Origin of the sequence: Streptomyces cynarae, assembly GCF_025642135.1 — a bacterium.
Lineage (GTDB): Bacteria > Actinomycetota > Actinomycetes > Streptomycetales > Streptomycetaceae > Streptomyces > Streptomyces cynarae.
In genome coordinates this window covers 522,080-534,072 of sequence record NZ_CP106793.1, presented here as the reverse complement: position 1 = coordinate 534,072, position 11,993 = coordinate 522,080, and the positions used below count along the sequence as shown (strand labels likewise).

Here is an 11,993-nt window from a genome sequence, read left to right as displayed (position 1 = left end):
GCCGTACCCGGACCCGCCCCCTCGGGCGGCTCAGAACCTGGCGGAGACCCAGGTCCCACAGCCTCCATGTTCGGCTGAGCCACGTGCGGGGTTCGGCCGTCCGCGAACGGTCCGTCTCCGCGTCGCTCCTCCTGGCCGCGGGGAGACGGACTGCGCGCGCCGGCCGACGGCGCCCGGCCGGCGATCGGCTGCGCCGATGTTGTGACGACGTTCAGCGGGGAGCCAGGGCCCTGACCTCCTGACCGATCCGATCCGATCCGCGACCGCGGGCTCGAACACGACCGATCTTCGCGTCGGAGGAGAGGCCCATGCAGATGGCCGGAGCACCCCGTTTCATCCGGTGCCGAGGCCGGCCGCCGGGCCGGTGAAGCGTTCCGGTCGGGCGAGGTCCCAGACCTCGATTCGTCCGCCTGCCGCAGCCGTGCCGCCGTCCAGCCGCAGTGTGACGACGTCGGAGACCCGCAGGTCGGACCATGTCCCCGCCACGCCGCCGCGGAAGACCTCGATGATGCCCGCGTCCCAGAACAGCCGCAGCGGTCCGTCGAGTCCGGCGAACGCCGCCAGGTCGACGGTCATCTCGGCTCCGGCGAGGGAACGGAGGGCGACTGCCCGCGCACCGTCCGCCGCTGCCGCGTCGAGCACCAGTTCCCCGGCGCTCCTGCCCCCGTCCAGGCCGACCGTACCGGCCACCGGTACGGGGGTCGAAGCCCGCCGCAGCCGTGTCAGTTCGGTTGCGGGCTTGCAGTACAGGCGTCCACGCCGCACCGAGAGTTCGCGTGGCAGGCTCATGAAGCCCACCGCGTGGCCACTGCGGCCGGCCGGGTCCTGGTGGGTGCGGATCCAGCCGAACTGGATCCGTCGGCCGTCCGCGGTCCAGTACGACTGCGGCGCATAGAAACGGTCGCCGACATCCGCGATGCCGGTTTCGCGCACCTCGAAACCGGTCCCCGACGCAGTCCCGGTCATCCACCACACCGCAGGCCCCTCCTCGCCGTCCTCGTGGATGACCGAGACCACCAGTGCCCCCGTGTCCTCCACGGCGAAGTAGTCGGGGCATTCCCACACCGCGCCCGGCACCTTCGACGCGGCCCGGTCCACGAAGACGCCGTCGTAGTCCCACGCCCGCAGGTCGGCCGAGGAAAGCGCGAACACCGAGCCGCCATGGTCGTGGCGCGCGCCCGCGACGAGCTGACGCCATCGGCCGTCCTCGTGCCACACGCTGTGGTCACGGAATTCGGTGATGTCGGCGGCGGGGGGAGCGGACAGGAGGGGGTTCGCCGGGTCCTTGACGAAGCTCGACAGTCCGTCGTCGGCGGCGCGCGCGAGGCAGGGGAGCTGGGCGTCGCCGAGCACGCCGGTGTAGAGGATCGACACTCCGCCGTCGTGTTCCACCGCGCAGCCCGAGAAACAGGCGGTCGCGTCGTACGGCGCGGATCCGGCCGGGCCGGGGAAGAGCGCCACCTCGTGCTCGGTCCAGGTGAGCAGGTCGGGGGAACTGGCATGCCCCCAGTGCTGGTTGGTGAACTCTGTGCCTTCCGGGTTGTACTGGTAGAAGAGGTGGTGCCGCCCCTGCCAGTGGACGAGCCCGTTGGGGTCGTTCATCCAGCCTTTCGCGGGCGCGTAGTGGAGCCATGCGGGCATGTCGAAGATTCCTCTCACTGCGTATGAAATGCACACGAAGCTGCAAGCGCTGATGGGTGTGGGAACTGGTGCTCAGGACCGGAGACGTCTCGTACGCTTGCGGCGTGTCAACCCATGAAGATCACCGACCGGGGGCGAGAAGGCCTCGCCGTGCCGATGTCGCGCGTCTGGCCGGCGTGTCGCCCGCGACCGTCTCGTTCGTGCTCAACCGGACAGCCGGTCAGACGATCAGCGACGAGACCCGGCAGCGGGTCCTGCAGGCGGTCGCCGAACTCGACTACCGTCCCAACCGGGCCGCGCAGGGACTGCGCCAGGGGCGCAGTGCGACCATCGGTTTCGTCAGTCACGACGTCGACTTCGGCGTGTTCGCCGCCTCCGCGATCAAGGGAGCACACGAGGCGTCCCTCCGCCACGGCAATCTGCTGCTCCTGGTCAACACCGGTGCCTCGAACCGACAGGCGGCACAACTGGTCGCCGACCTGCTCGACCGGCAGGTCGACGCTCTGATCTTCGCGGCGGTCGGCACCAAGTCGGTGGTGCTCCCGGACGACGCCCGGCGGGTCCCCACGATTCTGCTGAACTGCTTCGTCCCGGACGACTCCGTTCCGTCGATCCTGCCCGACGAGGTGCGCGGTGGCCGGGAGGCCACTCAGGCGCTGCTCGACCTCGGGCACCGGGACATCGCCTACCTCACCGGCGCGGTGAGCGCCTGGGCCACCAAATCCCGGCTGCGCGGTTTCCGTGAGGCGCTGCGCGGGGCGGGACTCGACCCGCGGAACCACACCGTGATGGCCGGCAACTACCACGCGGACTCCGGCTACGAGCTGGCGCGGAAGCTGCTGCGACGTGGTCCCCGGCCGACCGCGATCATGTGCGGCAACGACCGGATGGCCGTCGGCGCGATCCTGGCCCTGCTGGAGGCGGGGGTCCGGGTGCCCGAGGACGTCTCGGTGATGGGGTACGACGACCAGTTCCAGCTCGCGGCGGAGATCCACCCGGCGCTGAGCACCGTACGGCTGCCCTATGACGTGATGGGCCGGCTGGCCGCCGAGCAGCTGGCCGCCGGGGAGCCCGCCGTGGGGAACGGGCGCACCCTCGTGCACTGCCCGCTCGTGCTGCGGGACTCCACAGCGGCCCCGGTCGGCGGGCCCACCCAGGTCTGAGTCGGGCCGGTCCCGCCGATACGTGCGGACATCCACCGATAACTCCCTTGTAACAAGTTCTTGACGCGAGAAACGGGGGGCGGCTAGCTTTCGGGCCACTAACCCGAATTAGTAACCCGCCGCGGTGGCCTGGTGCAAGACCCGCCCCGGCAGGCGAGGTCACCTCAGGTGCGCGACGGCGGCTTCACCGCCGAGCGGTCACCGGCCAAGGAGGAACGCATGTCCAGGCGGAAGCTTGTTGTCGGCGTGAGCACGCTCAGTGCGCTCGCACTGCTCGCCACCGGTTGCTCGTCCGGCTCCGGCAGCGGTGCGGGCGACACGAAGACCATCACCATCTGGACGAGCATGGACCAGCCGGTCATCGACGGTCTCAAGGCCCAGCTCGACCCCCGCGCCAAGGCGCAGGGGATCACCGTCCAGTGGCGCAAGGTCGACAACCTCAACCAGATCATCGTGCAGAAGGTGCAGGCCGACGACGCCCCAGACATCGCCCTGATGCCGCAGCCGGGCATCATCAAGGACCTCGCGGCCAAGGGCAAGATCACTCCGCTGGACGACGTCCTCGATCTCCCGGCGCTCCAGAAGAGCATGACGGCGGGCACATTGGACGTCGCCAAGGTGAACGGCAAGATCTACGGCCTGATGGTCAGCATGAACGTCAAGGGCCTGGTCTTCTACCCGAAGAAGGCGTTCGAGGCGGCGGGTTACACCGCCCCGAAGACCCTCGAAGAGCTCAACGCCCTCACGGAGAAGATCAAGTCCGACGGGAAGACGCCCTGGTGCCTGGGCATCGAGTCCGGCACGGCGACGGGCTGGCCCGCCACCGACTGGTTCGAGAACCTGATCCTCAAGTACGGCGGCGTCGCCAAGTACAACGACTGGATCTCACACAAGATCAAGTTCGACTCGCCGCTGGTCCGCCAGGCCGCCGCCCAGTTCCAGAAGATCGCCTTCACCGACGGCAACGTGCTCGGCGGCCGGAAGTCGATCGCCAGCAACGCCTTCGGGACCGCAGGCAACCCGATGTTCAACAGCAAGCCCGGTTGCTACATGTACCAGCAGGGCAGCTTCATCACCGGCTTCTTCCCCAAGTCCGTCCAGAAGAACCTGGACTCCGAAGTCGGCGTCTTCGGCCTGCCCCCGGCCACGACCGGCGGCGAGAACCCCGTCGAGGGCGGCGGCGACACGGCCTCCATCTACAAGGACAGCCCGTCCGCCCGCAAGGTCATGAAGCTGCTCGCGGCCACCGACCTCGGCACCACCGCCGCGAAGAACGGCTCCTCCTTCATCTCCCCGCACAAGGACTTCCCGCTCGGCAACTACCCGCTGAAGACGACGCAGTCGATCGCCAAGGTCGCCTACGACTCCACCGGGTTCGCCTTCGACGGGTCCGACGCGATGCCGTCCGCGGTCGGCTCAGGGACCTTCTGGAAGGACATGACGGCCTGGATCTCCGGCCAGGAGTCGCTGGACACCGCCCTGAAGAACATAGACGCCAGCTGGCCCGCCGGCTGACCACCACGCGGAAGGGCCGCCGCGGCGGGCGAGTTGCAGTCCCGCCCGCCCGCGGCGCCCACCGAACCGACCGACAACGACTCACGTTCGAGGAAAGGGACCGCCGTGGTCAGCCAAGTACTCTCGACGATCCTCACGGTACTGGCGGGCATCGCCGCCGCCCTGGTCGTCTACTGGGCCCTCAACAAGCTCGCCGAGGCCCTGCCGGGCCGCTGGGAGAACCGGATCAAGCCCTATTTCTACGTCGCGCCGGCGGTCGCGGCGATCGGGGTGTACCTGGTGTACCCGACCGTCATCACCATCATCAACAGCTTCAAGAGCAGCGACGGCTCACGCTTCGTCGGCCTCGACAACTTCGGCAAGCTCCTCGGAACGCCGGCCTTCCGGCAGACCCTGCTCAACACACTGCTGTGGATCGTCGTCGTTCCGGCCGCCTGCATCGTGGTGGGCCTGCTCGTCGCCACACTCGCCGACCGACTGACACCCAGGGCCGAGAAGGCGGCCAAGACCGTCGTCTTCATGCCCATGGCCATCAGCGCCGTGGGCTCGGCCACGGTGTGGCGCTTCATGTACGCCGCCCAGCCCGCGGGCCAGCCGCAGACCGGCCTGCTCAACGGCATCGTCACCGCCTTCGGCCACGACCCGATCCCCTGGCTCCAGCAGAGCACCCTGCACGCCAACAGCCTGCTGCTCATGGTCATGCTGCTGTGGGGACAGACCGGCTTCTCCATGGTGCTGCTGTCCGCGGCCATCAAGGGCGTCCCCGCGGAGACCCTCGAAGCGGCCCGCCTGGACGGCGCCGGCGAACTGCGGATCTTCTGGCGCATCATCATCCCGCAGATCCGCGGGACGGTCATCACGGTCTTCGTCACCATCCTCATCACCGTCATGAAGATCTTCGACGTGATCTACGTGATGACCAACGGGGCCTTCAACACCAACGTCGTCGGCCTGGAGTTCTTCAACCAGCTCTACACCAACTACAACTACGGCTACGCATCGGCGATCGTCGTCATGCTGCTCATCGCCATCGTGCCGATCATGATCTACCAGATTCGCCACTTCAGGGCGGAGGAGTCGGCATGACCACCCAGACCACCCCGACGATCACCCCGGCGACCCCGCGCCGATTCCGCCCGCGGCGAGGCGCCCAGGCGCCCCCCGGCAGGAGGAGCGGCAGGCGCAGCCCGCTCCCGGTCAGGCTGAGCGTGCTGTTCGTGTGCGCCCTGTGGATCGTGCCCACCCTCGGGGTCGTCGTCACGTCGTTCCGTACCGTCGACGCCGCGAACTCCAGCGGTTGGTGGACCCTGTTCGCCCACCCTGGCGGACTCGCCGACCTGACCACCGGCAACTACGCCAAGGCCATCGAGCAGGGCGATCTCGGGTCGGCCTTCTTCAACAGCCTGGCCATCACGCTCCCGGCGGTGTTCCTGCCGATCCTCATCGCCGCCTTCGCCGCCTACGCCTTCACGTTCATGACGTTCAAGGGACGCGACGTCCTCTTCATCGTCATCGTGAGCCTGCTCGTCGTCCCGAACTACGTCGCCTTCGTCCCCATCATCAAGCTCTACGCATCCGTCCACCTCAACGGCACCTTCCCGGCCGCCTGGCTCGCCCACATCGGCTTCGGCATGTCGCTGGCCGTCTACATCCTGCGCAACTACATGGCGACCCTGCCCAAGGACGTCGTCGAGTCCGCCAAGATCGACGGCGCGAGCCACTTCCAGACCTTCTACCGGCTGATCCTGCCGATGTCGGCTCCCGCACTGGCGTCCTTCGCGATCTTCCAGTTCCTGTGGGTCTGGAACGACCTGCTCGTCGCCCTGATCTTCGTGGGCCCGGGCGACAAGCAGCCGATCACCATCGCGACCAACGGCCTGCTGGGACAGCAGGGCACGGGCTGGGAACTCGTCACGGCCGGCGGCCTGTTCTCCATGCTCGTCCCGATCCTGGTGTTCCTGACCCTGCAGCGGTACTTCGTCCGCGGCCTCACCAGCGGAGCCGTCAAGGGCTGAGACGAGCCGCGACTCCCGGCACCCTACGGAGGGCCCCGGGAGCCACGCACGACGCTGACGCAGTCCTCCACCCCCGACGACGTACTCCGCACAGTCAGGAACCGACAAGGTGAGCAACCCGAGCGACGGGTCGTGGCGCTCCGCCGTGATCTACCAGGTCTACATACGCAGCTTCGCCGACGGTGACGGCGACGGAGTCGGTGACATCGCCGGCCTCCGTTCCCGCCTGCCCTACCTGGCCGACCTCGGCGTCGACGCGATCTGGATCAACCCCTGGTACCCGTCCCCGCTGGCCGACGGCGGCTACGACGTGGCCGACTACCGCGACATCCACCCGGCCTTCGGCACGCTCGACGACGCCGAGCGGCTGATCACCGAAGCCCACGACCTGGGCCTGCGCGTCATCCTGGACATCGTGCCCAACCACACCTCGGACCAGCATGTCTGGTTCCAGCAGGCACTCGCCGCGGCCCCGGGCTCGCCCGAGCGGGAGCGCTACGTCTTCCGTGACGGGCAGGGCGAGGACGGCTCCCTGCCCCCGAACGACTGGCACGCGGCCTTCGGCGGGCCCGCATGGAGCCGCACCCCGGACGGCCAGTGGTATCTGCACCTGTTCGCCCCCGAACAGCCCGACCTGAACTGGGACAACCCGGAGGTCCGCGCCGTGTTCGAATCGATTCTGCGCTTCTGGTTCGACCTCGGTGTCGACGGCTTCCGCATCGACGTCGCCCACGGCATGGTCAAGGACCCCGCCCTGCCCGACCTCGGTCTGCCGGAGTTCCGCGTCCTGGCCGAGGAGGGCCAGGACCACCCGCACTGGGACCGCGACGGAATCCATGGCATCTTCCGCAGCTGGCGCGCCATCGCAGACAGCTACGCAGGCCGCCGACTCTTCGTGGCGGAGGCTCACGTCCGCCCAGGCCGCCTTGCCGACTACCTCCGCCCTGACGAACTCCACACGGCCTTCAACTTCGACTTCCTCAAGTGCCCCCTGGAAGCGGACGAGTTGCGTGAGGTCATCGATCGCAGCATGAGCGACCTCGCCGCCGTCGGTGCCCCCGCCACCTGGGTGCTGTCCAACCATGACGAAACCCGTCACGTCACCCGCTACGGCCGCGCATACACCGGCGTGACCGCGCCCCTGCGCAACCGGCACCAGCCCACCGACCTCGCCCTCGGCACCCGCCGCGCTCGCGCAGCCGCCCTCCTCATGCTCGCTCTCCCCGGCGGCGCGTACATCTACCAGGGCGAGGAACTGGGGCTCTACGAAGTCGAGGACCTCCCCGAAGAGGTCCTGCAGGACCCCACCTGGGAACGCTCCGGCCACACCCTCCGAGGCCGCGACGGCTGCCGTGTCCCCCTGCCCTGGAGCGGCGACACCCCGCCCTTCGGCTTCGGTCCGCCCGGATCCACCCCCTGGCTCCCGCAGCCCCGGGACTGGAAGGCGTACACCGCCGAAGCCAACCAGGCCGACCCCGCCTCCATGCTTCACCTCTACCGGTCCGCCCTGAGCCTGCGCCGCGCCCACGCCGGCCTGAGCGGTGAGGAGTTCCGCTGGCTGGACGGCCCGCAGGGCACGCTCCTCTTCGAACGCGGCCACGGCCTGCTGTGCGCCGTCAATCTTTCCCACCGATCGGTCCGTCTCCCCGAGGCATGCAGCCCCCTCATCGCATCAGGACCGCTCGACAAGGACGGGCTGCTGCCTTCCGACACCACGGTCTGGTTGCGCCGGGACTGACGGAACCTGTGATCAGCCGCCAGCCGTTAGCCGCCCGCGCCCTCGGCCGGATCGCGGGTCAGCCTGCCTCGCCACCCCCACCACCCACCCGAATGCCGGTGAGGGCAGGTGGGGGTGGTGGGCCGCTGACGACGGCTGTTGGGAGGCGGTTGCGGCAGTAGACGTCGAGGGGGCCTCGCTGAGCCCTGGCTGACAGGCGCGCTGTCAGCGCTGGCGGTCGGCTGCTGATGTGGCCAGTTCCGCGAGCCGAGTGGAGTCCGGCAGCCCGGTGAGTTCGGCGCGTGCCTGTTCGGCGCAGGAGGAAGCCATTCGGGCCGCCTTGTTGAGAGCGTCGGTGCGTGTCAGCACGGCGAGGATGTCCCTGTGTGCGGTGACGGGGTCGGTGCCGCCGCGGAATACGGTGGTCAGGAGGTTGCGGTCGGCCTCGTCCGCGGCATCGTAGGCGAGCAGGACGGGCAGAGTGGGCTGCAGGTTGGCGACATCGCTGGTGGCTGTCTTGCCGGTGACCTGATCCTCGGCGGTGTAGGGGAGCAGGTCGTCACGGATCTGGAAGGCCATGCCGAGCTGTTCTCCGTACCGGCGCAGCGCCTGGTGCTGCTCATGGGTCGCCCCGGCCAGGATCGCCCCGGCCTGGCAGGCGACGCCGGTCAGTGCGGCGGTCTTGTCTCGCATGATGTTCAGGACGGTCGGCACTCCGCAGGTCAGGTCGCCCCGGATTTCGGTCTCGCGCATAATCCCACGACACATGTGTCGCAGGGCGTCGACAGTTACCCGTGCTGCTTGCAGCACACGCTCGGCAGGGCCGTCGCTGAGCATGGCCGCCATTCCGGCCATCGACAGTCCGTCGCCTGCTATCAGGGCTTCGGCGAGGCCGTACTGCTCGGCGGTGGAGGCCCGTCCGCGGCGAACCGGGTCCTGGTCGACGATGTCGTCGTGGACGAGGCTGGCGACGTGCAGGCATTCGATGCCGGCCGCGAAAGCCAGCACCTGGTCGACGGTGCCGCCGACGGCTTTGGCCGACTCCATGCACAGCACGGGGCGAAGGAGTTTGCCCGGGGGGAACAGGGCGTCCAGGCACGCCCCCTCCAGCAGGCTGTCGCCGCTGCCCACCCAGCGCAGTAACTCGGCTTCCACGAGCGGAATGTGCGTGCCGTCGGCTGAGGTCACGGCTACGGACATGACACGTCCCTCCAATGGTCAGCAGGGGATGACGGTGCGCATGACGGGACGCCACACGTCGAGGAAGTCGCCCATGGGTGGCTGGACCGGCCGGTGCAGCACGTCCTGACCTGCGGACAGCACGCCGGCCACGTGCAGCGTGCAAAGCTCGACCAGTGCGCGGGTGAAGGGGCTGACGGGGGTGTGGTCCAGTTCAGCGGCCAGGGCGGGCAGCCGGTCGGTGACGCGCGCGGCCTCGAACGCGATGAGATCGGCCATGGGCGGTGTCCACCGTTTGGCCTTGACGTCCTCGGGCCGCACCGCGAACTGGTCGAGGTCCTCGAGAGGGAGGTAGAGGCGGCCGTCGTCGAGGTCCTCCGACAGGTCGCACAGCACGTCGGTCAGCTGGCAGAGTTCGGCGAATTCATGCACCAGCGGTTGCGCTTCGGTCAGTTCGGTGCCGGCCATGGCCCAGGTGACCCCGTACATGGGGCTGCCGGTCATCTGCGTGGCCCACTGGCGCAGTTCCGCGTAGGTGGCGAAGTCGCGGAAGTCGACGTCGCGCCGCATCGCGGTGAACATGTCTTCGATCAGTGACAGTGGCATTCCGAGGCTTCGGTAGGTGTGCACTGTGGCGTGCAAGACGGGATTGCGGGAGCCGCCGGCGGCGAACGCTGACCAGGTGGCGTGCGCGAATTCGGCGAGCCGACGCTGACGGCCCTGCGCCGGACCGGTGTCTGCACAGGCATCGGCACGGCATCCGTGTGCCATCAGCGCCGCCGTGTGAGGCCGTGCCGATGCGGGCGCGGCGCGCAGCGCACTCCAGCGGCCGCGCCCTCCGCCGAGAGCCGATACCTCGCGCGCGCACACCGTGTAGCAGTGCCGAAGGACGGGATCAGTGATACCCGCCGCGTCCAGCCATCGCCTTACCAGCATCTGTGAACTCTTTCTGCTCGATCGGCTCCTTCACGGGGCCGGGGCTTCGCTCCGCGACGAGGGCGCGACGCGTCCGTCGTAGGGCCCCTCGTGAGTCGTCGCACCGGGGTGTCGCTCAGCGGGGCGTCGACGTGGCTCGGGCCGGGCGCCCAGGTCGGCGGGGCCTGAAGGGCCACGGCAGACGCAAGGGTGGTCTTGCGCTCAGGGCGTCTTTGGTGCGGCGGTGGAAGGCGAGCAGGCCGAGGAGTGCGGCGCCGGCGAACCACAGGATCTGGACGGCCAGATCGCCGGGCAGGGGTTTATGAGTGAAGCCTGCGGCGGTGGCGGCCTGCATGGTGCCGTAGGTGGGCAGGAATTGCACGGCCGCGCTCCCGGTGCCGCTGCTGGCCAGGGGGTTTTGCAGGCCGACATCGACGATGCTGGTCATGACCAGGGCGAACATGCCCTCCACCTCCCGGCGCAGCAGGGAGCCGAAGACGACACCGAGCGCCCCGTAGGTCATCGCTCCGCAGAACAGGGCTGCGGCGAGCTGTACGGGCTGGCGCGGGCTCCAGGCAGCGCAGATCACCGCGGTGGCATAGGTGGCGATGGCGCCGGAAGCCAGGGTCAGGGAGGTGGTCTTGGCCAGGATGAGGTGGATGCGGGGGTAGCCGGCCATGGCCAGGCGGCGGTCGAAGCGTCCGCCGTTGAACGTGACGGCGAACATCATGAACCCGGTGATCAGGGTGACGGCGTTGATGGCACCGGTGATCTGCGTGATCTGGTTGCCTGCCGGTGTCAGGAGCCGGCCAGTCGCGCGCAGCTTGAAGGCCACGGGCCGACTGGGGATGACGGCGTAAGCCAGGCTGATCCAGACAGGTATGAACAGGGCGACCAGGACCATGGCGAGTCTGTTGCGGGCATGCTCGACCAGGTCGAAGCGGGCTGCTGTGACGAACAGACGCAGGTGTCGCCTCACGCCGGCACCGCCGTTGCGGGATACAGGACGCCGCCCTGAAGCCGCCACAACTCGTCCAGGCGTTCGGCGTCATAGGCCAGATGCGAGACGACTAGGACTGAGCGGCCCGCATCGCGCAACCGTGCCGCCAGGTCCCAGAAGCGCTGGTAGGTGTCCCAGTCGAAACCCTGGTAGGGCTCGTCCAGCAGCAGCACCTGCGGGTCATGCATCAGCGCCAGGGTCAGGTTCAGCTTCTGCCGGGTCCCGCCACTGAGGCGACCGGCGCGTTCATCGGCGTACTCCGATAATCGCAGCGCCTCCATCACCTCTCCTGCGTGTCGCAGATCCGGCAGCCCCCGGGCGACGCGGAAGAACTCCAGATGCTGACGCACGGTCAGAGCGTCGTTGACCACCACGTCCTGCGGGCAGTAGCCGAAACCGCCGCCATGACGGACCGTGCCACGCTGCGGGCGCAGCTCGCCGGACAAGATCTTCAACAGCGTCGATTTGCCCGCACCGTTCTCCCCGACGATCCCGGCCAGCACACCGGGCCGCAGATCAAGGTCCAACCCTCGGAGAACCTCACGACGACCGTACGCATGACGCACATCCCTGACTTCCACCGCACCCCCCCGGGTCCGTAGACCGTGCCAAGCACTCGCTGCCGACCACTCGCCGTCACGGCCAGGTTAGACATCACATACGATCAAAAGTGCAGCTGAAGCCGCTGGATGACCCGCACGAGTGAAGGCCGCGCCGTAAACATGGCCGAGAGCTGAGCCGAGACGTGACGGAATGGCGTTGGCGAGTGGCAGGTTCGGACGGTCGCCGTCTCGGCGGCCGTCGCTGCTGCGCCCGGGTTGCTCGGCCGCGGGTGTGCGCTACACGGT

Annotated in this window: 10 protein-coding genes; 5 read left to right on the top strand and 5 right to left on the bottom strand. The window is 68.7% G+C overall.

Annotated features, from left to right (window positions below):
* Positions 1 to 333: 333 nt before the first annotated feature.
* Positions 334 to 1,641, bottom strand: coding sequence for a glycoside hydrolase family 32 protein (locus tag N8I84_RS02735; RefSeq protein WP_263227836.1), 1,308 nt, complete (start codon positions 1,639 to 1,641; stop codon positions 334 to 336).
* 56 nt (positions 1,642 to 1,697) lie between these two features.
* On the opposite strand from N8I84_RS02735, the gene N8I84_RS02730 reads away from it, so the two are divergent.
* From N8I84_RS02730 to N8I84_RS02710, 5 genes are all read left to right on the top strand, one after another.
* Positions 1,698 to 2,804: a LacI family DNA-binding transcriptional regulator gene (locus N8I84_RS02730; RefSeq protein WP_313884227.1), complete on the top strand. Its 1,107-nt coding sequence runs from the start codon at positions 1,698 to 1,700 to the stop codon at positions 2,802 to 2,804.
* A gap of 219 nt (positions 2,805 to 3,023) precedes the next feature.
* Positions 3,024 to 4,319 carry an ABC transporter substrate-binding protein gene (locus N8I84_RS02725; protein WP_263227833.1) on the top strand — a complete coding sequence of 432 codons (1,296 nt, stop codon included), beginning with the start codon at positions 3,024 to 3,026 and terminating at the stop codon, positions 4,317 to 4,319.
* 105 nt (positions 4,320 to 4,424) lie between these two features.
* The gene (locus tag N8I84_RS02720; RefSeq protein WP_263227832.1) at positions 4,425 to 5,405 is read left to right on the top strand and encodes a carbohydrate ABC transporter permease; all 981 of its coding nucleotides are present in this window, start codon (positions 4,425 to 4,427) and stop codon (positions 5,403 to 5,405) included.
* Positions 5,402 to 6,334, top strand: coding sequence for a carbohydrate ABC transporter permease (locus tag N8I84_RS02715; protein ID WP_263227830.1), 933 nt, complete (start codon positions 5,402 to 5,404; stop codon positions 6,332 to 6,334). The genes N8I84_RS02720 and N8I84_RS02715 overlap by 4 nt, the downstream gene beginning before the upstream one ends.
* A 109-nt stretch (positions 6,335 to 6,443) precedes the next feature.
* The gene (locus N8I84_RS02710) at positions 6,444 to 8,072 is read left to right on the top strand and encodes a glycoside hydrolase family 13 protein (protein ID WP_263227829.1); all 1,629 of its coding nucleotides are present in this window, start codon (positions 6,444 to 6,446) and stop codon (positions 8,070 to 8,072) included.
* 204 nt (positions 8,073 to 8,276) lie between these two features.
* On the opposite strand, the gene N8I84_RS02705 is transcribed toward N8I84_RS02710, so the two are convergent.
* From N8I84_RS02705 to N8I84_RS02690, 4 genes are all read right to left on the bottom strand, one after another.
* Entirely contained in the window at positions 8,277 to 9,251 is a 975-nt protein-coding gene (locus N8I84_RS02705; RefSeq protein WP_263227827.1) for a polyprenyl synthetase family protein, read from the bottom strand.
* An 18-nt stretch (positions 9,252 to 9,269) separates the two neighbouring features.
* The gene (locus tag N8I84_RS02700) at positions 9,270 to 10,166 is read right to left on the bottom strand and encodes a phytoene/squalene synthase family protein (RefSeq protein WP_263227826.1); all 897 of its coding nucleotides are present in this window, start codon (positions 10,164 to 10,166) and stop codon (positions 9,270 to 9,272) included.
* Between the two features lie 115 nt (positions 10,167 to 10,281).
* Positions 10,282 to 11,124 carry an ABC transporter permease gene (locus N8I84_RS02695; protein WP_263227825.1) on the bottom strand — a complete coding sequence of 281 codons (843 nt, stop codon included), beginning with the start codon at positions 11,122 to 11,124 and terminating at the stop codon, positions 10,282 to 10,284.
* On the bottom strand, positions 11,121 to 11,726 hold the full coding sequence (locus N8I84_RS02690) for an ABC transporter ATP-binding protein (RefSeq protein WP_263227824.1): 606 nt from the start codon (positions 11,724 to 11,726) through the stop codon (positions 11,121 to 11,123). The genes N8I84_RS02695 and N8I84_RS02690 overlap by 4 nt, the downstream gene beginning before the upstream one ends.
* Between the last annotated feature and the right edge of the window lie 267 nt (positions 11,727 to 11,993).

Excerpts from the sequence above, each read along its gene's own strand:
- N8I84_RS02735 (WP_263227836.1), bottom strand. The coding sequence starts at position 1,641 with ATGCCCGCATGGCTCCACTACGCGCCCGCGAAAGGCTGGATGAACGAC.
- N8I84_RS02700 (WP_263227826.1), bottom strand. The coding sequence starts at position 10,166 with ATGCTGGTAAGGCGATGGCTGGACGCGGCGGGTATCACTGATCCCGTC.
- N8I84_RS02725 (WP_263227833.1), top strand. The coding sequence starts at position 3,024 with ATGTCCAGGCGGAAGCTTGTTGTCGGCGTGAGCACGCTCAGTGCGCTC.
- N8I84_RS02715 (WP_263227830.1), top strand. The coding sequence starts at position 5,402 with ATGACCACCCAGACCACCCCGACGATCACCCCGGCGACCCCGCGCCGA.
- N8I84_RS02705 (WP_263227827.1), bottom strand. The coding sequence starts at position 9,251 with ATGTCCGTAGCCGTGACCTCAGCCGACGGCACGCACATTCCGCTCGTG.